The sequence below is a fragment of the Dyadobacter sp. HNCC25DJ186 genome (assembly GCF_056895235.1).
Window position 1 is genome coordinate 353,705 of record NZ_JBXHAS010000006.1, and the last position, 21,085, is coordinate 374,789.

A 21,085-nucleotide genomic window follows, 5' to 3' on the forward strand; every position below is an offset into this window, starting at 1 on the left:
AAGCGTACATTTTTTGTACGCTTTTATTTTATCCACTCCTGAATAAAAGTCATTTTGTGGGCGATGTAGGAAATAAAAAATCCCCAGCCCAATGCGCTAAGTGTCATCCATAAGAAAATAGATCCTCTTGGTACACGGAACGCGACAGCAAGTGCTGTTCCAAAGATTGGTGTAAAAAGTGGTGGGGTTAAAAGTGCAATACCAATAATCCCGAATTTTTTCCAGATCCTCACCGCCATTCGGTTTGTTTTACTGAATCTTTTGGGCGTACTTTTTCTATATTTTTTCATCAGCGACTGAATGCCTTTGCCCACAAACGTTACAACAGCAACGCTGAACAACATTCCCACAATAGAACAAAGGGCAGTCTCAATCCAGGTCAGATTAAGTATCACACCGGTAATCGGGCCTCCAAAAAATTTAAGCGTACTGGCGAGGGCAACAGATATATATTTCAAAAAAATCGCTTTCATTTATACTTTTACTTGAATCATTTCCAGGGCAAAGCGCCTTGTAGCTTCATTGGTGTCAACATAATCTAAATATGCCGGATTCTGAATATAATTGATTTTGGCAACACATTCGATAATGACATCAGATATCTCTAAGAAACGGATTTTATCAGATAAAAATGCCTCAACAGCAATTTCGTTGGCGGCATTGACAATACATGCAGCATTTCCTCCTTTTTCCAATGCTTCAAAAGCAACAGCAAGGTTCCTGAAAGTCTCCATATCCGGTTTTTCAAAAGTTAACGAAGGATAGGCAGCAAAGTCAAAACGTGGGAAAAATGATTTTAGTCGGTACGGGTAATGAAGCGCATATTGAATCGGTAATTTCATGTCTGGCAAACCCATCTGCGCTTTCATACTTCCGTCTTCAAACTGAACCATCGAATGAATGATACTTTGCGGATGAACGATCACATCAATCTGGCTGGCAGCAAGATCGAACAACCATTTGGCCTCGATTACTTCCAGACCTTTGTTCATTAATGTAGCCGAGTCGATGGTAATTTTTGCGCCCATGCTCCAATTGGGGTGTTTCAGAGCCTGCTGCTTGGTTACTCCAGCCAGAAACGCACGATCTTTTCCCCGGAACGGGCCGCCGGAAGCAGTGAGAATAATTTTTTCGATCGGATTATTTTCTTCACCAACAAGACATTGAAAAATCGCAGAATGTTCAGAGTCAACCGGATAAATACTTACATTATTTTCTTTGGCAAGATTGGTTATCAGCTCACCGGCAACTACCAACGTTTCCTTATTGGCTAGCGCAATATTCTTTCCGGCTTTAATCGCATGTATCGTTGGCAAAAGCCCGGCGTAACCGACCATCGCGGTAAGCACCATATCGATTTCCTCAGATTCTACAACGGAAACTAGCGCGGCGTCACCAGAATAAACCTGAATTGCCAAAGAAGCAAGTGCAGAAGTTACCTTATCCTTTAATGCCTCATTTCCTATAACAACCACTTTGGGTTTGAATTTTACAGCCTGCTCAATTAATAAATCGGCGCTATTCTGAGCAGTCAGTACTTCCACGGAAAAAATATCCGGGTTAGCTTCAATTACATCCAGTGCCTGAGTTCCGATTGATCCTGTGGAGCCCAAAATGGCTATTCTTTTTATTGACATATTTTTAAATGTAAAGCTTTACAACGTATTCATTTTCGTCAGCTCGTCGGCTATCTTACGATCGTTGGAAAGTCTTGGTACCTTATTTTGTCCGCCCAGTTTTCCGCTGGCGCGCATGTAATCAATGAATGAATTTTTACGCAAAGGAGTCATAACCAGCTGGCGCAGAATATTTCCTTTGATCAAATCGTCATAATAAACATTTAGCTCTGTCAATCTCCTGTCGATATCCTGAATGAATTGTTCCATGTTGACCGGCATTTTCGCAAATTCGACAAACCATTCGTGATACGGCAAACTTCCCTGATTTGGTGTAACCATTGGCGCAACGGTAAACTCCACAACTTCTACCTCCGGGTGTCTTTCCATCGCATATCGCAGCGCCTTTTCAATCTCCTCTCCGATCACATGTTCGCCAAACGCAGAAATAAAATGTTTGATACGCCCCGTAACTAAAATCCGGTAAGGATCCGTCGACACAAATTTAATCGTATCACCAATGGAATAACCCCAAAGCCCTGCATTACTACTTACGACGACCGCATAATTTTTCCCTACTTCGACATCATTAATGCGAAGACGTTTCGGTTTTTCATCGAAAAAATTTTCTACCGGAATAAATTCGAAGAAAATCCCCGAATTAAGAAGCAAGAGAAGCCCCTCTTCTTTCTGGGAATCCTGGTAAGCAAAAAATCCTTCCGACGCCGGATACAATTCAATGGAGTCGATTCTCTTTCCGATCGATTCGTATAGCTTGGCACGATAGGGCTCAAAATTTACCCCGCCATAAATAAAAAGTGAAAAATCAGGAAAAACATCTTTTATCTTCTTGCCTGTTCTGTCCGTTATTCTGTCAAAATACATCTGGACCCACGGCGGAATTCCGGAAATAAGCGACATAGGCTGGTCGATCGTTTCATCGATGATTTTGTCAAGTTTTGTTTCCCAATCTTCAATACAATTGGTTTCATAACTCGGCATTTGATTCGCCCGCAAATAACCCGGCACATGGTGATTTGAAATTCCTGACAAGCGGCCTGTCAACACGCCACCAGTTTCTGTCATAACGGGACTTCCTGAAAGAAAAATAAGTTTTTTATCCAGGAATTCAGCCTTTTTGGTTTCAGCAATATAACTCAGTATCGCGTTTCGGGCTGAATTGATATGATTTGGGATCGATTCTTTCGTAATGGGGATATATTTTGTCCCTGACGTAGTTCCCGAAGTTTTTGCAAAATAGAGCGGTTTTCCCGGCCATAATATGTCAGATTCACCCGCTTTCAGGTGCGCAATATATCCTTTCAGATCTTCATAATCTCTTACCGGAACGGCTTCTTTGAACTCTTCGTAGGTATGGATATCTTTGAAAAAATGATCTTTTCCAAACTGCGTGTTCATTGCTTTTTCAACAAGTTTAGCGCGCCATTTTTCCTGTACTTCCGTACTCCTGACGATCCATTTTTGCTGTTCCTCTGCGATATATTTAGCCAGTGGCTGGCTCAAAAGTGCTCTGATTCCCATAGTAAAAACAAATGTACACAGGATTTATAAATTCTATTCTACAAGGGCAAATCGCACCACTTATTTGACCAAAATATGCCCTGTATGTGAAATTTGTTAAATGCCTTTGTTTGTGGGTAATAATCTGTAATTTTGCACACCTGAAATCAAAGTGAGCGAAAATTTTTAAAAATATATATGGGATTGTTTGATTTTTTGACAAGTGATATTGCGATTGATTTAGGTACGGCAAATACTTTGATCATCCACAAAGATACAGTTGTTGTAGATGAGCCATCGATTATTGCCATGGATAAAACTACCGGCAAAGTGTTAGCGATCGGCCACACAGCAATGCAGATGCACGAAAAGACGAATGAAAATATCAAAACCATTCGTCCGTTGAAAGACGGCGTTATTGCCGACTTTACTGCCGCAGAAATGATGATCCGGGGTATGATCAAAATGATCGATACCGGCAGCCGCTTTTTCACTCCATCCCACCGCATGGTTGTTTGTATACCATCAGGAATTACCGAAGTTGAAAAACGTGCTGTAAAAGATTCGTGCGAGCATGCTGGTGCCAAGGAAGTTTATATGGTTCACGAGCCTATAGCTGCTGCCATTGGTATCGGAATAGACATCACGCAGCCAAACGGTGTGATGATTGTAGACATTGGCGGTGGTACTACCGAAATTGCAGTTATCGCACTTTCTGGCATCGTCTGTGAACAATCTGTTCGTATTGCCGGAGATGTATTTACGAGAGATATCGTAGATTATATGCGTCGTGAACATAATCTTTTGATTGGTGAGCGTTCTGCTGAATTAATCAAGATGGCAATTGGTTCTGCGTCGCCTGAACTTGATACAGCATTAGAAGATTACCAGGTTCGTGGTCGCGATCTGATGACTGGTATTCCAAAAGAAATTCGTGTTACTTACAGCGAAATTGCTTATTCCTTAGATAAATCAATATCTAAAATCGAAGAAGGCGTGATGAAAGCGCTTGAAATCTCTCCTCCTGAGCTTTCAGCTGATATTTTTAAAAATGGTATCTGGCTGACTGGCGGTGGTGCGCTAATCCACGGTTTGGACAGACGCATTTCACAGAAAACTAAATTACCCGTACATATTGCAGATGATCCGTTAAAGGCGGTAGTAAAAGGAACTGGTGAGGTTCTTAAAAATCTGGAATTGTACAAGCCCGTATTGATCTCGTAGTATAGGAACGTTCACAGCAGGTCAGTTTCTGGTCAAAAACCTGTTACTGACCCGCTGCGTGTGAACACATTAGCCCATGCTTCAACTCGTAGATTTCGTTGCCCGGAATCGGTTTTTTTTGGTGTTCATTTTGCTGGAAGTTTTCAGCGGATGGCTGATCGTGCGCAGTAATTCTTACTGGGGCGCAACGTATTTTAATACTTCCAATTACTACGTTGCAAAAACGCTTGCCTTTTCTAACTCAGCAAGAGAATATACGCGTTTGGGTGAAATTAACTCTGATCTTGCCAATGAGAATGCGCGGCTGAACGCACTGGTGGCTACTTTAAGCCAGAAAAATGCAAAAGATGCGCCCGCAGGATATGTACCAGACTCTGCTTTCAATTCCAGATTTACCTATACCGTTGCGAAAGTCGTCGACAACGAAACAAACCGGACTAATAATTACATCACCATTGACAAGGGTACTGCCGATGGTATTGAGCCGGATATGGGTGTGATTTCAGCCACAGGTGTGGTCGGAAAGGTACGCTTCTGCTCAAAGAATTATTCGATTATCACATCGATCCTGCATCCGCAGTTTATGGTTTCGTCCAAACTGATCAGAAGTAATGAGATCGGAACAGCCAAATGGCCTGGGAAGGATCCTAATTTTATAGACATGGTTGATGTATCCAGATATACGAAAGTTTATAAAGGAGATTCAGCTGTAACTTCCAATGTGAATTCCGTTTTCCCACCTGGAATCATGGTTGGCAAGGTAAAATCTGTCACGGTTAATCCCGATCAGACTTTTTACAATATAATCCTGGAATTAGCGACAGACTTTAGAAACTTATCTTATGTCTATGTGGTAAAAAATCGTCAGCTTGGGGAACAGGAAACTTTAAAACAACGCTTAGGAGATCGCCAATGAGTTTACGTGAGGCAATACAATATAGTTTGATGGTGATACTCTACCTGCTGCTGCAGATATTTTTCATGCGCAACATGGTTTTGTTCAACTATGCTTTCTGTTTTGTCTACATTGCCGGTATCTTAATTCTTCCCGCAGAGATCAGTCGGATGTATCTTTTGTTTATCGGTTTTGCCATTGGTTTTACCGTTGATATATTTTCAAATACGTTTGGAATGCACGCCGCAGCCACGGTTTTGATTGCATATCTCAGACCTTTTTTAATACATTATCAGATGGAATCAAAAGGAGCTGACCGCGTGGATATCGGTATCAGAAGCCAGGGAATCGGCTCATTCCTTGCCTATATTTTACCTCTGATTTTTATTCATCATTCGATGCTTTTTCTGATGGAAATAAATAATTTTGGCATGATATTGCATACGCTGCTCCGAATCGCAGCGAGTACCCTCTTCACCATGTTAATGATAGTGCTCTTGGAACTTTTTTCAAGGCGCTAACCTGACATTTTGACCGTGCCGGATTTAGTGGCTCGAAAATTGATGTATATACATGAATAAGCGGTGGATCGTAAATTTTACGTCAGCCAGTGTTAGGTAAAGTCCTTTCAGCGAAAAAATGTGCATCCCGAAATAACGACAGTTCACGAACTTATAACTGCCGTTCATCAAAATTTGCTTTGTACGATTTGGAGCTGTTGATAATCTTTGTAAATTCAGCATTCCTATGTCAGTTGCCATGTCAGAATCAATCACCAATAATGGATACACAGATGATCTCAGATATGAGATTTTCAACCGTGAATTCATGCCACACATAGACTCCATGTACAACTTCGCCTTCCGCCTAACCATGGACGAGGACGATGCAAATGACCTGGTGCAGGACACTTACCTAAAAGCTTTCCGGTTTATTTCTTCTTTCGAGCAGGGTACAAATGCCAAAGCCTGGCTTTTTCGTATCCTGAAAAACAGCTTTATCAACGACTATCGTAAGAAAAGCAAGGAACCTTCAAAAGTTGATTACCAGGAAGTAGAAACGACTTATAACTCTGAGGAGGCTTCGGACACGACTTATACTGTCGATCTTCGTGCTGATGCGGTTCAGGAATTAATCGGGGATGAAGTAGCGAATGCATTAAATGCGCTGCCGGTTGATTTTCGTACAGTTATTATTCTTTGTGATATCGAAGGATTCACCTACGAAGAGATGGCAAAAATCCTGGATATTCCAATCGGAACAGTACGGTCAAGACTTCACCGTGCCCGTAATCTTTTGAAAGAAAAACTTAAAAGTTATGCTAGTTCAATGGGTTATGATTCATAACCTATGAACTTTTTTTATGTACTATTGGGTTATAGGGTACAGTCGTACATATATATTCCAACAATCAATTTACCAGCATAATTTGTGATGAATGCATCTTCCCATACGCCTTCTGTTACAGAAGAAGCGCAAAAACAAACCATGAAGCAAAGTTGCGAGCATCATGCTGAATGCATGAAAATCATTCAGTCGATACTTGATGACGAAGCTACGGAAGCAGAAAAGGACCATTTCAGGGAAAACATGGATAAATGCCTTCCCTGTATCGAGGCTTATCGCCTTGAAAAGTGTATTAAGGAGTCATTAAGTCATAAACTTGTGAAAAAACCTTGCCCTCAGAGTATCATGGATACTATTTTATCCAAAGTAAATAGTTAATCTGGTTAAAGTGAAAGGAAAGCTTATCATATTTTCTGCCCCATCAGGTTCTGGGAAGACCACAATAGTCCGGCATCTTTTAAGCAAGTATTCCTCGCAATTAGCGTTTTCAGTTTCAGCGTGCACGCGTTCGCAGCGCGAATATGAGGTAGATGGAAAAGATTATTATTTTCTGTCTATTGAAGATTTTCGTCAGCGCATTGCAAATCAGGAGTTTGCTGAATGGGAGGAAGTTTATGCCGGTAATTATTATGGAACACTGAAATCAGAAATTCAAAGGCTTTGGGATGAAGGAAAACATGTAGTTTTCGATGTGGATGTCAAGGGTGGCCTTAAACTCAAGGAAGCATACAACGAAAGTGCTTTGGCTGTGTTTGTTAAAGTTTCTTCAGAGGAGGAAATTCAGCGAAGACTTAACAGCCGTGGTACAGAAACTCCCGAAACGCTGGCAACACGCTTAGCAAAAGTTCGTTATGAACAAAGTTTCGAGCAGGAGTTTGATACAGTATTGGTAAATGATATTCTGGACGAAGCGCTTGCTAAGGCAGAGATTTTGATTACCGATTTCATTAATTCCTGATCCATGTCATGCTGTTGTCAGTATATTGTCAGTTTTGTCATGAAAATGTAACAGCTGATAATACTCTCATAAATTCTCCTCTATCCTATTAAAATCCCCAATCCGTAATTTATGAAAATTGGTCTGTTTTTTGGATCCTTCAATCCCATTCACATTGGACATTTAATTATTGCCAATACGATGGTAACTGCTACGGATCTTGAACAGGTTTGGTTTGTGGTCAGCCCTCAAAACCCCTTTAAAAAAAATACCAGTTTACTTCATGAATTTGACCGCTATGATCTGGTTTCCAGAGCTGTTGCCGACAACGCCCTGTTGAAAGTAACAGACGTTGAATTTCACATGCCCAAACCAAGTTATACGATTGATACCTTGATCAGAATGCAGGAAAAGTTTCCTCAGCATGAGTTCAAACTGATCATGGGCGAAGATAATCTGGCTCAGTTTCCCAACTGGAAAAATTATGATAAAATTCTGGAATATGTGGGCTTATACGTATACCCAAGGCCAAATGCTGCACCTCACAATTTCAAAAACCATCCGTCCGTAAGGTTTGTTGAAGCTCCCCTCTTAGATATTTCTGCCACCTACCTGAGGGCTTGCCTGAAAAGTGGCAAATCAATTCGATATATGGTTTCTGAGCCGGTTGAAGAAATGATCCGGTTGAAGAAGTTTTATCTTTGATAATTATTGCCGTTTACTTTTTTTCAATTCATCAATCATGGCGGTTTTTGTTCTGAATAATTGTTTGGTCCGATAACTCAAAAAAAGCCATTCTCAATTTAGCGGCCTGATCGATTTATTATAAACGTTTAGCATATACTAGCAGGAGGCTCCGATGGAGCCAGGTTTGGTTCGGTATACTTTCAATTTGCTATTAACAGGATGCTCCTATGGAACAAATCGTAGATATAACGATTTTCCTGGCTCTAAAATCATGCATTCAGTCACTCCGGAGGAGTATCCTGTTTATAGAAAGAAATGTGGAATCGGTTGAATTTGCCTCCTTGGGAGCCTTCTGGTTTACATTAAGAGCCGGTTGATTTTATTGCATTCACATATATTTCTTGCAATAAAAGAATTATTCATATCTCTAATTTGCTGCACCCAATTATTGTGTAGAAGTGCGGTAAATTCCCTTTCTCAAATTATCCTTTAGCAATCAACGCCTAATTCAAAGAACTTTTCCCTGAACTATTTCGCCTGGTTAAAATCGTGATCGAAGCAAAATCGAACCAGGTGTAATCTTTAAAAACGCGGAAATTTTCCAGGCCGAAGCCTTTGAGGTGGGTTTGCGTAATTAAAATATTTCCAGAAGCCCATAGACTTCTGTTTCATAGAATTGAAGAATGTCTGGTAATTTATTGATGAGTAGTTCTGATATGAATCGGGTAGATGAGTTTCCTGTTCTTAATAAAATCACTTTGGGTGGAAAACCATTCACGTTTGCAAGGTCCTGAAAATCCTCATCAAATGTTACGATTAGGAAATTATTGGCCTTGGCATAACTCCATATTTCGCGATCTGTTGGCGGTTTATTTAGACCACTTTGGCTGACATGAATACTTTGAGGAACTGCGTTACTAACCTGTTTGACGATCCGGTATGAAATGTTCTCATCAAATAAAAATTTCATGACGTTGTTATCAAAATTTTTGTATTCTCTTCCCTATTAGCAGCAAAAGCTAATGCGGCCAGAATATCACCTCTTGTCAACTCCGGAAAATCTTCTACTATTTCGTCATAGCTCATATCACTCGCAAGCCACCCCAAAATATCCCAAACTGTAATCCTCGTACCTTTAATGCACGGTTTCCCAAAACGTATTTCCGGATTGAGACTGATTTTTTCCTGCCAGTTTTGCATAGCTGTATGATTCATTTTCTCAAATATACAACTTTTCACTTCTTATGATTCGGATCGGAATTCATATCGGAACTTCGCTTTAGACCGGGTCAATGACGTCAGACTTTCCGAGAAAAGTCAACGCCGGATAATATTCCTGAGCGAGAAAAATATTTCACCAATCTCATCGATGTTAGTCTGGAAGGTTAATTGATAAAAATTGTTGTCCGGATTAAAAGCCGTGCGCCTATTACATCCGGACAAACATTGTCATTCCTCACAAAGCGAAATTCAGGAAACGAAAATGACTTTATTAATTTTGAATGGTATGTTTACACCAATCGGAAGCTCAACTCAAAAACTTTTGAGCCGAGACATGATGCAGAAGTAATTTCGCCTCTTACTTTAAAAACTTAATCAAAACATCATAACGGCCGGCTCTGATAAGTAATCTCCGACATCAAACCAATGGCATTAAACTTCATAATCACCTTTTTCGCTTCTGATTTTTTTGTAATATCATCACATTGAGGGCCTTTTTCCAGAAAATAGACATAGAATTTCGTGTTCCCCGCGCCAAGCTGGTGTATATCAGGCTTGCCGAGAATTTTCCCAATGTCATCCGCAAACTTTCCCATCAATTGTTTTTGCTCGCCTCTCAGATCCGCAGCCAGATCTGAACGCTCGTTTTTGCATCCTCCACGATCCTGACGCCATTTCTTCAAGTCTAACTTACCAAGTGTATCCGGAGGCACTGAGCAAGCTGCAAGCCCCAAGAAAAGGCCCACCATAGATAGCAATGATTTTATCTTTATCATATCAATATTTACAAATTTCAATCACTATAAAACAAAACCAAATTTACTCATATATTCACAACAGAAGATACCGTTTCCCGAAAGACTATCACGAATCGGCTGGAAAAGTAAGACCGTGTTATTTTTATATAAACATTTCCTAAAAAACTTGCAGAAGAATACGCTTTTTATCAGATTCCAAGAAAATTCTTCTACTTTAAAAATCAATCGAATTCCGATGAAAAAGATATTGCTTTTTAGTTTTCTCACGCTTGCCAGTTTCTGTTCATACGCACAAGCTAGCTTTTCCCGTCCGCAGGATGCGACTGAATGTTCAAATGCTTTTTTCAAAGCATTATTAGACGAAGATACCAATGCACTCAACGACATTTTGGCTGATGATTTTTCAATAGTCAGTTTTGATGGTCAGCAAGTTGATCGGGATATGCTCGCACAAGGGGTTGCACAAGGTTATATAATCGTTGATTCTGGCATAATCTCCGGTACACGCTCAAAAGACTATGGTGACGTCGGTGTGATTAGCGGCACCTGGAATGTCAAAGGGAAGATTGAAAATAACAGTTTCCAAAACCAGGTGGCTTACACAGTTGTCGCAGTAAAAAAAGGAGGTAGCTGGAAAGTTTCTACGGTGCAACTTACTCCGGTAAGGTAAAATTAAAAAGGAGCTTCCATTCCAGGAAGCTCCTCGACAATATCGTTTTAAGAATTATTTACCAATCGGCACCAGTATGCCAATGTGAGCAGACGCTCCACGATTGTGAACTTTGGAATCATCGCCGCTATCCGATGCAAGATTTCTTAACCCAAAATGATAACGTCCTTCGGCAAAGACTTTTAACGTGCCAAGAGGATATGCCACGCCCGCACCACCGACAAGACCAAAATCAAATTTATTAGTATCATCCGAAGAACCATAAGAATCGTCTTCACTCGTGTCGCTAACCAGATCGCCGTCTACATACACTTTCGATCTGGATTTTGCTCTGATATTACCTGTCATTAGTCGCACCTCAGGTCCGATGGAAAGCAATCCCTGCAGTTTTCCCAATTGAGGTCTGTATTGAAATAGGATCGGCATTTCAATATAATTCACCAACAACTTTCCATTAATGTCAATCTTTACCTGCTGGCTATTGATCAACTGTTCGGATTTCTCCGAAATCCGGGCACCACGCTGGGAGAATCCCGGTTCAATTTGGATACTGGTTGATCCACTTATAGGCAGATTAAATAAAAGTGCAAAGTTCAAACCTGCTTTTGGTTTAAACGGGAAGTCCTGATCGTCTCCACTCACTGCAAAAGTGGCAAAATTTGCTCCTCCCCTGACGCCCAAACTTACCTGAGCCCAGGACACGGTCGTCGCCAGAAAACAAATAGACAGTATAAAAAATTGGCGTAGGGATTTCTTCATAATCATCATGGCTTTTAGATAAATTGTTGCGTTATTTTTTTAATTATTATTCCAAAAGAAATAAAATTATCAGATATTCTATGTAAACAAACGGTTAATTATTTCAGGAAAAAATTGAAGTGCTCAGCCCGGACACGAAAAAAGCCGCCCATTTCGGGACGGCTTTTTTTTCAAAATTATAGAATCAAGTACTAAACATTCATCAACGATTCACGGCGACGCATTTTACCAGCTGGAATACCAAACATCATTTTGAAACGACGGCAGAAATAAGCTGTGTCTTTATATCCAACATCAGAACCGATCGCGCGGATACTTTTCTTCGAAGTACGTAGCAAATCAACTGCTTTCTCCATACGTTGGTATTCGATATAATCCTGAGGATTGATACCCGTCAGCATTTTGAAATACTGCCCCACGTAATCTTCTGATACGTTTGCAACGTTTGCCAGAACTTTATTGGATAGATCGCCACCCAAGTTGTCTTTGATATAAGCAAAGATATCAATCAAACGAGGATCTTTGAAATAGGTACTGTTTGTAACAAGTTGTTCAACAAACAATTTATTTTTAAGAATGTAACGAATAATTTCGATAACAACTTCTTCTGTTTTGATTTTAATGATACGTCCTTTACCAGGAATATCAAGCATGTCTTCAGTCAGGATCTGGTTGATCGTGATCGCAATCTGATCATCTCTTTTGATCAAAAACGGCGGAACATCCAGAGAGGTGAAGAAGTTAACGGTATCGAAAACTTTCGCTTCAAAAGAGATCAAACCAAAAGAATTTGGCAATTTCCCGATCAAAGCCGGGTCATGTCCTGCTTCTATATAATTATCCCGGTTTGTCATGAACTCCTCGTTCGACACGGTTTTCGCAGATTGCGTGTTTCCGTAAGTAACAGTCGCGTGTTTTCCGCCTGGGATAAACAACATGTCACCCTCTTCTACCTTGTGAGATTCTTCGCTCCCGAAAGAAACTTCTCCGTCGTACAAAATTGTAAGTGAATTCTGTACATCATAAAAATTCTTGATTGTGATAGGTTGCAGGATACGAATGTGTCGTGCCTTCACAAACTTGACTCCCAATGACTCGATAATCTTATTATAGTCTTCCATACATGTATATATTTAAGGGCCGAAAAGACCGATTACTCAATTTTTGTACAAATCTAATAAATTGTACAAAACTAATACAAGCATGTAATAACAAAATATATAAAAAAAGTATCTTTTTTACACGAAATTAATACCTCATTTAGAACAATATGTAGAAAAATGCCCTGAATGAGCTATTTTAGCAACTCACGGGCGATTACTAATTTTTGGATTTCAGAGGTACCCTCATAGATTTGTGTAATTTTTGCATCGCGCATTAGCCGTTCGACATGAAATTCCTTCACATACCCGTAACCCCCGTGAACCTGAACGGCTTCCGTTGTCACCCACATGGCTACATCGGATGCATATAACTTTGCCATAGCGGCCGCCTTTACATAATCTTTGCCCTGATCTTTAAGTCTCGCTGCTTTATATACGAGCAATCTGGCCGCTTCAATCTTCGTAGCCATCTCGGCAAGTTTAAATTGTATCGCCTGGTGGTCACTTATGGGTTTTCCAAAAGTTTTTCTCTCCTGCGCATATTTTAGAGATAATTCGAAAGCTCCGGCCGCAATACCCAGTGCCTGAGCTGCTATTCCGATTCTTCCGCCATTCAAAACCGTCATCGCAAATTTAAATCCAAAACCGTCTTCACCAATCCTGTTTTCCTTCGGAACTCTGACATCCGAAAACATCAGGGTATGCGTGTCAGAAGCACGGATCCCCATTTTATCTTCTTTTCTTCCAATCGTAAAACCGGCAGCTCCCTTTTCGACGATAAGCGTGTTAATACCTTTGTGTCCTTTGTCAGGATGTGTCTGGGCCATAACCAGGCATATTTCAGAAGAGCTCCCGTTTGTGATCCAGTTCTTCGTGCCGTTTAATAAATAATAGTCGCCCATATCCTCTGCGGTTGTTTGCTGCGAAGTGGCGTCCGAACCAGCTTCCGGCTCTGACAGACAAAAGGCACCTACCATTTTCCCAGACGCGAGCTGCGTCAGATATTTTTCCTTCTGCGCATCCGTTCCATAAGCCTGAAGTCCCCAGCAAACCAGAGAATTATTTACCGACATAATCACCGACGCGGAAGCATCCACTTTGGAAATTTCTTCCATCGCGATCACATACGAAAGCGTATCCATACCTCCTCCGCCATATTTGGGCGATACCATCATGCTCAAAAAACCTAAATCACCCATTTTTCGGGTCAATGCAGGATCAAACTTTTGTTGATTATCACGATCTATTACACCAGGCAATAGCTCTGTCTGTGCGAAATCACGGGCAGCAAATTGTACAGCCTCATGTTCCTCACTCAGATTGAAATCCATCCCGATAAGTTGTGCGTTATATGGCATAAGAAAGGTACTTTTGATGATTGTGAATAACTCAAAAATAGACTTTTGTGAAATAGTATGCAAGCATACGAGTTTGTAACGTATTAAATCTTTGCGTTTTGCTGATCATTTTGAAAAAAAGTTATCTTAAGTTTGCGGCTTGATATGAGCCCAAACCGCAAAAATCAACACACTTCATAAAAGACATTTACTTTAACATGCCCATTCTTACCGTTTTTTATATCAAGCTTTTCATCAATCTGGGGCTCACCCTGGGAATTTTCTGGGTGATCAGCCGGTCTGAACTTTTTGCAAAATGGCAGCTTGAAAAAGAAAAGGCCGTTTTCGCAGCAGGTTTTATTTTGCTTCGTTTGATTCCATGGATTGGAATTTTCCTGATCGTCAATGAAGATCCGCGCGGTGACATTCCCTTCTTTTTCTATAAAGCCGAAGCTGCGAAAGCCGGCGGTTTTGTATACCGAGATTTCTGGTCATACCATGCGCCGCTGTATGCATACATCATAAGTATCCCGGTCTGGATCTGGCATAATTCGCGTGCGATTGTTTTATTTATGGTTTTGATGGAAAGTGCGATTCTCTGGCTTACATACAGAACCTATAAAGTCAAAAATACCAGGGCATTACAATATGCCATGATATACCTGATGCTTCCTGCGGGGTTCATGTATATTCTTGTAGACGGACAGGAAGAAGTCTGGTTCTGGGGTGCGGCGTTGCTGATCTGGCGTTATACGATCAAGCATAAGGAAAATTATGAGGTTGGCGCAGGGCTGCTTTTTGCATTGACTTTGCTGACTATCAAGGTGACGTTTATATTTCTGCTCCCTGCCATTTTAGTGGTTGTGAAAAAGCCTGTTAAAATGCTTATGGTTATGGCAGCGGTCGGAATTCCGGCAGTCGGTTTTTTATACTGGCAGATTGGCGATCTGTTTCTGATGCCGATCCAGCATACTGAACAATTGATGACACCAAATTTATTTTCAATAAGTCGCCCGTTCGTTGAACTGTTTATCCATATCAACGAGAAAAAATCGACCATGATCAACTGGGTCGGATTGCTGTTTACCGTTTTCATTCCGGCTTTCATGGCATTTAAAGCGCGTCACAGGCATATCAGCGAAATCCTTCCCGGAATATTCATCGCTGTATTCGTATGTATGATGATTTTCCAGGCCAGTGCCATGGGTGCTTATCTGATCGCCTATTTAATGGCTGTTCTTTTTGACGTTATTGATATCAGAAAAACGTGGCACGTCATCGTATTACTGGCTGTAAACTGGCTCACGGTTGTCCAACCTTTCGTTTGGGTTTATATTGATCAGCCTTCGTATACTTCCTTTGGTATGTTTGGAAACCTGTCAAATCTTTTTGAGTATGTTTTACAAATTCTAAACGTATTGTGTTTTATCTGGATTTTGCGGAAGACTTATCAAAACGTTGTAAATCCTGAAAAACTGGCTGTGGCATGAGTGTAGTTCTAGCAAAAACAGGTCTTAGCCTGGCATGTATCATCCTTCTGATTATTCTTTTTTCTCAACGAAAAAGACTTTCTGCATGGCTTGAAAGTAAGAGCGTCAGAGTTTCTCTTATTTCAGGCTGGATTATTTTCCGGCTTATTCCATTTATCGCGGTTTATTTAATTGCCAATATTACACCAACATCGGACGTACTCGGCTTCTGGGATGAAGGAAGCAAGGCATCCATGGGCCAGGTTGTCTACCGTGATTTTTGGTCGCCATATTCTCCCCTATATGCTTATTTTTTAGGTATTTGGCTTAAAATCTGGTATAGTCCGAAAATGATCGTACTTACAATGGCGGTTATGGATGGCGTAGCTCTTTGGCTTTCCTGGCATTTTTTCCGACCCTTTCAGTCACGCGGCGCATTTTTGTTCAAAGCATTGATGTATTATGTTCTGCCGGGATCGCTGGTATTGTGTATTGTCGGAGCACAGGAAGATGTCTGGATGTGGTTATTCGTCGTGCTGGCTTACCTGGTCAGAGAAAGAACAGTTCGTGTGGAATGGTATGCGGTGGTTTTGGCTATTGGATTATTAATGACCAAAGCCATTTTTGTTCTGATACTGGTTCCATTATTTCTTATTGAAAAACAAAAGATCAGATTCCTTATTCCAATGATAATCATTGGAATAATCTCGCTTGGTATACTTTATCCGCTCGTCGGCATGGAATTCATGCAGCCGATGGACGAAGCCAAAGTGTTACGTGCTCCCAATATTCTTTCCATTATCAATCCGTGGTTTTTTGATGGTATTGGTGTTGGAGAGAAATTCTGGAACTGGGTTGGGCTGGTCATTTCTGTTGGACTGGCTACGCTTGCCGCTTTTCGCTTACAGCATGCCGATTTCCGTGTGATGCTTTCCCGCGTCTGGGTTGTGTTGTATGCTACCATGATGGTGATCCAGCAGAGCGCTTACAGCAATTACATTTTCCTGTTTTTAATACCCCTCGTTTTTTACATCATCGATTGGAGTAACAAAAAACAGGTTTTTCTGCTGATTGTTTTTAATATTCTTTGTGTTGTCCATCCTTCATACTGGTGGAGACTGGGCATGCCGCGTTATCTGAGTCCGGCTGATATCACCGCTTCCGGCGATTCTATCATCGATTATTTAATTCAGGTAAGTATCATTATCCTGACCGGATATTTTGTGTGGCTTGCTTTTCCAAAAAAAACTGCCGCAGCGGGAATTGCTGAATAATCATAACCTACGGACTTTTAAGATTTTTTAAGAAAATTGGGTCGGCGTATCTGCATACTTTTGAAGATCGTAAAATCTTCACTATGCAACCTGCCGACACCCAAACGCTTCATGAGCTTCAGATCATTTCAAAGAACAGTCAGGAAAGAAGTATTCTGAATTTTTTTGATCGAACCAGAACGCAGGGAGGACAGGATGCGCTGAAAAGGCTGATCGGTATACCTAAAAAAACCATTGAAGAAATTTTATCGTTTCAAGAGCTCCTCGCCTTTGTACACGATAATCTGGATCGCTGGGAATTGAATGTTTCAAGAGCATATATCGCAGCGTCTGAAAGTTATTACGCTTCCAATATTTCTTACACCATGTCACAGGATGTTTTCAAACATTGGGTTGACACATTTTTATTTTCCTGGCGAAATCCTGCTGAGTTTTATTTCGTTCAAAGTGGCCTGACTGCGACTTTGCTCCTAATCCGTGGTATGCATGATATGCTTGCCCGGTTCACTGACGAAGATATACCAAAAGAATTGAAGCAAGATTTTTCATTTCTTAGGGAATTTCTGTTCGCTGATAGCGTAAGTTCTTTTATCAAAACGAAAGGGAACCATCTCTCATTAACCTCCGTATTTTACCGGGATTATTATTTTCGGGTTACAAATAAAAACGCATTCCGCCGTCTGCTCGACATTTGTTACACCTTTGATGCTTATGCATCCATTGCTAAAACCCAGAAATTACATCGACTCGTTTTTCCTGAATTTATTGACAATGAAACAATCTTTAAGGCTGAAAAAATCTGGCATCCTTTAATTGCGAATGCTGTTCCAAATAGTTTCGAGCTGGGCGATCAGCAAACGCTGTGTTTATTGACAGGTGCCAATACAAGCGGGAAAACTACCTTTCTAAAGACTTGTGGCGTAGTAATATATCTTGCACATCTGGGGTGGCCGACCCCGGCCGAAAAACTTCGCCTGTCATTTTCAGACCAGCTGTTTACTTCAATACACTTATCCGATAATCTGGATTTAGGTTACAGCCATTTTTACAATGAAATTATGCGTATCAAATCCATCGCCGAAGCACTTTATACCGGCAAAAAGTGTTTTGTGATCATCGACGAACTTTTTCGTGGTACCAATCAGGAAGACGCTTTTCAATGTTCGAAAACTGTCATCGAGGGATTTTTTACAAGAAAAAATTCTGTTTTTCTTGTATCAACCCATCTTTACGAGTTGCTGGAAAATTTTAATAATTCTCCTTCAATCTCTTTTCGGTGTTTTAGAACTGTAATTACGGGCAATGATTTCCTGAATACCTATCAGATCGAAGAAGGTGTCGCTTCAGAAAAAATCGGGCAGCTGATTTTGAAAAAAGTTGGGATTCCGGAATTATTAAGAATCATTTGCGCATAAAAAAGCCCTCACAATGTGAAGGCTAATGTTATACTAAATGTTATTATTTTACTCAATCGTATCAAAACCACAGTAAGGCACCAAAACAGCCGGTACACGGATTGTTCCGTCTGCTTGCTGATTGTTTTCCAACAAAGCTGCCAGGATGCGTGGCAGGGCCAAAGCTGAGCCATTAAGCGTATGTAGCAACTGTGTTTTCTTATCAGCCGTCTTGTAACGTAATTTCAGACGGTTTGCCTGGTAAGTTTCAAAATTAGAAACAGAACTGCATTCCAGCCATCTTTCCTGTCCGGCAGACCAAACTTCGAAGTCAAAAGTTAAGGCAGAAGTGAAACCCATATCCCCACCACAAAGACGCAGAATACGGAACGGTAATTCCAGTTTTTCAAGCAACCTTTTTACATGATCTGACATATCTGCCAGAGCCTGATAAGAATCTTCCGGCTTACAGATCTGTACAATTTCAATTTTGTCAAACTGATGTAACCGATTCAAACCACGAACGTGTGCTCCCCAGCTTCCTGCCTCACGACGGAAACAAGGTGTGTAAGCTACATTTTTAACCGGCAATTCATTTTCTGCCACGATCACGTCACGATACAAATTCGTCACCGGAACTTCTGCCGTCGGGATTAGATAAAGATCGTCCTGGGCGTCATGATACATCTGGCCTTCCTTGTCAGGTAACTGTCCTGTTCCAAAACCAGAATCCGCATTGATAAGGATCGGAACCTGCACTTCGGTATAACCAGCTTTTCCTGCTTCATCCAAAAAGAAAGCAATCATCGCACGTTGCAGACGGGCCGCTTTTCCTTTGTAAACGGGAAAACCAGCGGCAGTAATTTTATTCCCGAGTTCAAAATCAATGATCGGAGCAAATTTCCCACCCAGTTTTTTGATCAATTCCCAGTGCGGTTGTGCGCCTTCAAAAAGAGCAGGTTTAGCCCCTTCTTCCAGTTCATTCACATTATCCTCAGCTGTACGGCCTTCCGGAACGCTTTCGTGTGGAAGATTAGGAAGTTTCACAAGCTCGCTTAATAATTCTTCTTCTGTAACCTTATGCTGTTCATCAAGTACTTTGGATCTTTCTTTCAAAGCAGCCGTTTCACCTTTTGCAATCTCCGCTTCGGCTTTTTTGCCGTCCTTCATCAGGCCACCGATTTCCTTTGCTTTGGCATTGGATTGCATCAATACCGCATCGAGCTCCTGCTGTGTTTCACGACGCAAACGGTCAAGTTCTATGATCCGGTCGACAGCCGCTTCGGGATCTTTGTAATGTTTTTTTATTAATCCGGCGATTGTCAGTTCTCTGTTTTCGCGGATAAAAGTTGTTTGTAACATATATTTTTTAAATTTCGCTGGCTATTTGAGCCAGAGCTAATGTAAGAGCATTTTCGAGGTAGCCTTTAATATTTTTCTTTTTAGATTCAATATCATCAAAAATTGATATTACGTGCGGTGGAATTTCTAAGGCTAGCGTAGTATCAATTTTCTCATCCATTTTACTGCTTTTGGAATCAAGAAAAGATCCAATCGCTAGTGTGCTATCATCGTATCCATAATGATGAATTGATATACCAAGTTGATATTTGATCTTGTCATTAATCTCTATCTTAAACATTAACCAAGCTTTGGGAAATGCTCTGTTAAACAAATAATCATGCTTTTTTGCATAAGTAATTATTTGGCCATAAAAGTAGTGCTGCCTATCTTGCTCATTAAAAGAACAACTCGAAATACTAATATGGGCATTGCCATTTAACTTTTCCTGCAACGTTTTCATTTGGTCATTTAAGACCAGGTTGCAATAATCAAATACAGCATTTCTACTCTTCGATAATAAAGCTTTATGCTCAATTGCTTTTTGATTCTTCCAATTTTCAATTTTTTGTACAAAAATATCCTGAACCTCTACCAGAGAGGTACTGGTAACTTCTTTAATATTAAGAGCCCTCTGAATATTTCTATTTTGAACCTCCGCAAAGTATGATATCAAAGGTTGTGGCGTGCCATTATCCGCTTTTTCTAACGCTTCAATATATTTAACTTTTGCTTCTTCCCTTAAAACCGTAAATGGAAAAAATCCACTTTTGATAAATATCAAGCTTGTAAGTAATCTTGCTACTCTTCCGTTACCATCTTGAAATGGATGTATAGTTGTAAATGCATGATGAAACCAAGTAGCAATAATTAGTGGGTGCACTTTTGCAGCGTTTGACTCATTATACAACGAAATTAAATTATCCATTTCAGAGTCTACTTGCTCTGGCGGACAATATAAAATACGAGTGCCATCTTCCCTTGTAGGATTATTTTCTCTGATCTTAAATGTTCCCTTTAGCAATTCGATTTGCAGTTTTGTTCCAAATTGATCTCTTCCCTCAGCAGAAAACTGATTTCGAGTCACCAATTGATGCAATTGCTTAATAAAACTGACCGACAAAGGTCTATCCTCTTTGACAATATCAAAAACGAAGTTTACTGAGTCAAGATGGTCATTTAAATGACTCATCAAATCTTCCTCTGGTATATCCGTATCACCATGACTTAAAAAACTTCTTACAAATCCTTCATTGATAAAAGTTTCTGTAATGCCCTTTTTAAGATCATATAATCTTTCCACAATGCCCGTTTCAATGGCATGTTCCCTCTTTAATTTATTCAAAAAGTCAGAATATTCTTTTGAATCTTCTGTTAATTTTTTTCTTCTTTCAAACCAGGAAGCAGAAATATCATCTAAAATTGATGTATCACATTCAAGCCAAATGTTTTCCAAAGTTACTGGTTTCCACAGTCTAAATGTATTTTCCATCATAGTCATCTAATTTAAAACTGATTCCCTGGTTTGAAAG

Annotated in this window: 23 protein-coding genes; 12 read left to right on the forward strand and 11 right to left on the reverse strand. The window is 40.4% G+C overall.

The window, feature by feature from the left end:
• Nucleotides 1–23: 23 nt before the first annotated feature.
• The 3 genes from AC1XUO_RS19675 to AC1XUO_RS19685 are packed head-to-tail and all read right to left on the reverse strand — an operon-like array spanning nt 24 to nt 3,158.
• Complete coding sequence (locus AC1XUO_RS19675; protein WP_483331482.1) at nt 24–473, reverse strand: hypothetical protein; 450 nt, start codon at nt 471–473, stop codon at nt 24–26.
• The gene (locus AC1XUO_RS19680) at nt 474–1,637 is read right to left on the reverse strand and encodes a 1-deoxy-D-xylulose-5-phosphate reductoisomerase (RefSeq protein WP_483331483.1); all 1,164 of its coding nucleotides are present in this window, start codon (nt 1,635–1,637) and stop codon (nt 474–476) included.
• Between the two features lie 18 nt (nt 1,638–1,655).
• On the reverse strand, nt 1,656–3,158 hold the full coding sequence (locus tag AC1XUO_RS19685) for a GH3 auxin-responsive promoter family protein (protein ID WP_483331484.1): 1,503 nt from the start codon (nt 3,156–3,158) through the stop codon (nt 1,656–1,658).
• A 177-nt stretch (nt 3,159–3,335) separates the two neighbouring features.
• Between AC1XUO_RS19685 and AC1XUO_RS19690 the strand changes: the two genes are divergently transcribed.
• The 8 genes from AC1XUO_RS19690 (at nt 3,336) to AC1XUO_RS19725 (ending at nt 8,604) form a co-directional block, all read left to right on the forward strand.
• Nucleotides 3,336–4,361, forward strand: coding sequence for a rod shape-determining protein (locus tag AC1XUO_RS19690; protein ID WP_090336705.1), 1,026 nt, complete (start codon nt 3,336–3,338; stop codon nt 4,359–4,361).
• Nucleotides 4,362–4,437: 76 nt separating this feature from the next.
• The gene (mreC, locus tag AC1XUO_RS19695; RefSeq protein ID WP_483331485.1) at nt 4,438–5,277 is read left to right on the forward strand and encodes a rod shape-determining protein MreC; all 840 of its coding nucleotides are present in this window, start codon (nt 4,438–4,440) and stop codon (nt 5,275–5,277) included.
• The gene (locus AC1XUO_RS19700) at nt 5,274–5,777 is read left to right on the forward strand and encodes a hypothetical protein (RefSeq protein WP_483331486.1); all 504 of its coding nucleotides are present in this window, start codon (nt 5,274–5,276) and stop codon (nt 5,775–5,777) included. Before mreC ends, AC1XUO_RS19700 begins: the two co-directional genes overlap by 4 nt.
• A gap of 238 nt (nt 5,778–6,015) precedes the next feature.
• On the forward strand, nt 6,016–6,603 hold the full coding sequence (locus AC1XUO_RS19705; protein WP_483331487.1) for a sigma-70 family RNA polymerase sigma factor: 588 nt from the start codon (nt 6,016–6,018) through the stop codon (nt 6,601–6,603).
• A gap of 87 nt (nt 6,604–6,690) precedes the next feature.
• A complete protein-coding gene (locus tag AC1XUO_RS19710; protein WP_483331488.1) occupies nt 6,691–6,981 on the forward strand; it encodes a phosphohydrolase in 291 nt (96 codons plus the stop codon).
• 10 nt (nt 6,982–6,991) lie between these two features.
• Complete coding sequence (gene gmk / locus AC1XUO_RS19715; protein ID WP_483331489.1) at nt 6,992–7,561, forward strand: guanylate kinase; 570 nt, start codon at nt 6,992–6,994, stop codon at nt 7,559–7,561.
• 111 nt (nt 7,562–7,672) lie between these two features.
• Nucleotides 7,673–8,245: a nicotinate (nicotinamide) nucleotide adenylyltransferase gene (gene nadD, locus AC1XUO_RS19720; RefSeq protein WP_483331490.1), complete on the forward strand. Its 573-nt coding sequence runs from the start codon at nt 7,673–7,675 to the stop codon at nt 8,243–8,245.
• Nucleotides 8,246–8,454: 209 nt separating this feature from the next.
• On the forward strand, nt 8,455–8,604 hold the full coding sequence (locus AC1XUO_RS19725; RefSeq protein WP_483331491.1) for a hypothetical protein: 150 nt from the start codon (nt 8,455–8,457) through the stop codon (nt 8,602–8,604).
• Nucleotides 8,605–8,861: 257 nt separating this feature from the next.
• Here the strand turns inward: AC1XUO_RS19725 and AC1XUO_RS19730 are convergent, their stop codons facing one another.
• From AC1XUO_RS19730 to AC1XUO_RS19740, 3 genes are all read right to left on the reverse strand, one after another.
• A complete protein-coding gene (locus AC1XUO_RS19730) occupies nt 8,862–9,197 on the reverse strand; it encodes a DUF5615 family PIN-like protein (protein ID WP_483331492.1) in 336 nt (111 codons plus the stop codon).
• Nucleotides 9,194–9,442 (reverse strand): DUF433 domain-containing protein, encoded by a 249-nt coding sequence (locus AC1XUO_RS19735; RefSeq protein WP_483331493.1) that lies wholly within the window; start codon nt 9,440–9,442, stop codon nt 9,194–9,196. The genes AC1XUO_RS19730 and AC1XUO_RS19735 overlap by 4 nt, the downstream gene beginning before the upstream one ends.
• Nucleotides 9,443–9,831: 389 nt before the next feature.
• A complete protein-coding gene (locus AC1XUO_RS19740) occupies nt 9,832–10,224 on the reverse strand; it encodes a hypothetical protein (protein WP_483331494.1) in 393 nt (130 codons plus the stop codon).
• A gap of 217 nt (nt 10,225–10,441) precedes the next feature.
• On the opposite strand from AC1XUO_RS19740, the gene AC1XUO_RS19745 reads away from it, so the two are divergent.
• Nucleotides 10,442–10,876, forward strand: a complete 435-nt coding sequence (locus tag AC1XUO_RS19745; RefSeq protein WP_483331495.1) for a nuclear transport factor 2 family protein — start codon at nt 10,442–10,444, stop codon at nt 10,874–10,876.
• Between the two features lie 54 nt (nt 10,877–10,930).
• On the opposite strand, the gene AC1XUO_RS19750 is transcribed toward AC1XUO_RS19745, so the two are convergent.
• The 3 genes from AC1XUO_RS19750 to AC1XUO_RS19760 all read right to left on the reverse strand — a co-directional run bounded on the left by AC1XUO_RS19750 (nt 10,931) and on the right by AC1XUO_RS19760 (nt 14,069).
• Nucleotides 10,931–11,635 carry a porin family protein gene (locus tag AC1XUO_RS19750; RefSeq protein WP_483331496.1) on the reverse strand — a complete coding sequence of 235 codons (705 nt, stop codon included), beginning with the start codon at nt 11,633–11,635 and terminating at the stop codon, nt 10,931–10,933.
• A 191-nt stretch (nt 11,636–11,826) separates the two neighbouring features.
• Complete coding sequence (locus AC1XUO_RS19755) at nt 11,827–12,756, reverse strand: AraC family transcriptional regulator (protein WP_090336674.1); 930 nt, start codon at nt 12,754–12,756, stop codon at nt 11,827–11,829.
• A 173-nt stretch (nt 12,757–12,929) separates the two neighbouring features.
• Nucleotides 12,930–14,069 (reverse strand): acyl-CoA dehydrogenase, encoded by a 1,140-nt coding sequence (locus AC1XUO_RS19760; protein WP_483331525.1) that lies wholly within the window; start codon nt 14,067–14,069, stop codon nt 12,930–12,932.
• A gap of 224 nt (nt 14,070–14,293) precedes the next feature.
• Between AC1XUO_RS19760 and AC1XUO_RS19765 the strand changes: the two genes are divergently transcribed.
• The 3 genes from AC1XUO_RS19765 to AC1XUO_RS19775 all read left to right on the forward strand — a co-directional run bounded on the left by AC1XUO_RS19765 (nt 14,294) and on the right by AC1XUO_RS19775 (nt 18,233).
• The gene (locus tag AC1XUO_RS19765; protein ID WP_483331497.1) at nt 14,294–15,565 is read left to right on the forward strand and encodes a hypothetical protein; all 1,272 of its coding nucleotides are present in this window, start codon (nt 14,294–14,296) and stop codon (nt 15,563–15,565) included.
• The gene (locus AC1XUO_RS19770) at nt 15,562–16,818 is read left to right on the forward strand and encodes a hypothetical protein (protein ID WP_483331498.1); all 1,257 of its coding nucleotides are present in this window, start codon (nt 15,562–15,564) and stop codon (nt 16,816–16,818) included. The genes AC1XUO_RS19765 and AC1XUO_RS19770 overlap by 4 nt, the downstream gene beginning before the upstream one ends.
• A gap of 83 nt (nt 16,819–16,901) precedes the next feature.
• Nucleotides 16,902–18,233 (forward strand): MutS-related protein, encoded by a 1,332-nt coding sequence (locus AC1XUO_RS19775; RefSeq protein WP_483331499.1) that lies wholly within the window; start codon nt 16,902–16,904, stop codon nt 18,231–18,233.
• A 48-nt stretch (nt 18,234–18,281) separates the two neighbouring features.
• Here AC1XUO_RS19775 and serS read toward each other — a convergent pair whose 3' ends face one another.
• Together serS and AC1XUO_RS19785 are read right to left on the reverse strand one after the other, a co-directional pair.
• Complete coding sequence (serS, locus tag AC1XUO_RS19780; protein WP_483331500.1) at nt 18,282–19,574, reverse strand: serine--tRNA ligase; 1,293 nt, start codon at nt 19,572–19,574, stop codon at nt 18,282–18,284.
• Nucleotides 19,575–19,581: 7 nt separating this feature from the next.
• Nucleotides 19,582–21,048, reverse strand: coding sequence for a Fic family protein (locus AC1XUO_RS19785; protein ID WP_483331501.1), 1,467 nt, complete (start codon nt 21,046–21,048; stop codon nt 19,582–19,584).
• Nucleotides 21,049–21,085: the final 37 nt, after the last annotated feature.

Coding starts and splice junctions, on each gene's coding strand:
- AC1XUO_RS19700 (WP_483331486.1), top strand. CDS start 5,274: ATGAGTTTACGTGAGGCAATACAATATAGTTTGATGGTGATACTCTAC.
- AC1XUO_RS19685 (WP_483331484.1), bottom strand. CDS start 3,158: ATGGGAATCAGAGCACTTTTGAGCCAGCCACTGGCTAAATATATCGCA.
- mreC (WP_483331485.1), top strand. CDS start 4,438: ATGCTTCAACTCGTAGATTTCGTTGCCCGGAATCGGTTTTTTTTGGTG.
- AC1XUO_RS19755 (WP_090336674.1), bottom strand. CDS start 12,756: ATGGAAGACTATAATAAGATTATCGAGTCATTGGGAGTCAAGTTTGTG.
- AC1XUO_RS19765 (WP_483331497.1), top strand. CDS start 14,294: ATGCCCATTCTTACCGTTTTTTATATCAAGCTTTTCATCAATCTGGGG.
- AC1XUO_RS19735 (WP_483331493.1), bottom strand. CDS start 9,442: ATGAATCATACAGCTATGCAAAACTGGCAGGAAAAAATCAGTCTCAAT.
- AC1XUO_RS19725 (WP_483331491.1), top strand. CDS start 8,455: ATGGAACAAATCGTAGATATAACGATTTTCCTGGCTCTAAAATCATGC.
- AC1XUO_RS19760 (WP_483331525.1), bottom strand. CDS start 14,069: ATGGATTTCAATCTGAGTGAGGAACATGAGGCTGTACAATTTGCTGCC.
- AC1XUO_RS19775 (WP_483331499.1), top strand. CDS start 16,902: ATGCAACCTGCCGACACCCAAACGCTTCATGAGCTTCAGATCATTTCA.
- AC1XUO_RS19785 (WP_483331501.1), bottom strand. CDS start 21,048: ATGATGGAAAATACATTTAGACTGTGGAAACCAGTAACTTTGGAAAAC.
- AC1XUO_RS19680 (WP_483331483.1), bottom strand. CDS start 1,637: ATGTCAATAAAAAGAATAGCCATTTTGGGCTCCACAGGATCAATCGGA.
- AC1XUO_RS19705 (WP_483331487.1), top strand. CDS start 6,016: ATGTCAGAATCAATCACCAATAATGGATACACAGATGATCTCAGATAT.
- AC1XUO_RS19770 (WP_483331498.1), top strand. CDS start 15,562: ATGAGTGTAGTTCTAGCAAAAACAGGTCTTAGCCTGGCATGTATCATC.
- AC1XUO_RS19740 (WP_483331494.1), bottom strand. CDS start 10,224: ATGATAAAGATAAAATCATTGCTATCTATGGTGGGCCTTTTCTTGGGG.
- AC1XUO_RS19745 (WP_483331495.1), top strand. CDS start 10,442: ATGAAAAAGATATTGCTTTTTAGTTTTCTCACGCTTGCCAGTTTCTGT.
- serS (WP_483331500.1), bottom strand. CDS start 19,574: ATGTTACAAACAACTTTTATCCGCGAAAACAGAGAACTGACAATCGCC.
- AC1XUO_RS19710 (WP_483331488.1), top strand. CDS start 6,691: ATGAATGCATCTTCCCATACGCCTTCTGTTACAGAAGAAGCGCAAAAA.
- nadD (WP_483331490.1), top strand. CDS start 7,673: ATGAAAATTGGTCTGTTTTTTGGATCCTTCAATCCCATTCACATTGGA.
- AC1XUO_RS19675 (WP_483331482.1), bottom strand. CDS start 473: ATGAAAGCGATTTTTTTGAAATATATATCTGTTGCCCTCGCCAGTACG.
- AC1XUO_RS19750 (WP_483331496.1), bottom strand. CDS start 11,635: ATGAAGAAATCCCTACGCCAATTTTTTATACTGTCTATTTGTTTTCTG.
- AC1XUO_RS19690 (WP_090336705.1), top strand. CDS start 3,336: ATGGGATTGTTTGATTTTTTGACAAGTGATATTGCGATTGATTTAGGT.
- AC1XUO_RS19730 (WP_483331492.1), bottom strand. CDS start 9,197: ATGAAATTTTTATTTGATGAGAACATTTCATACCGGATCGTCAAACAG.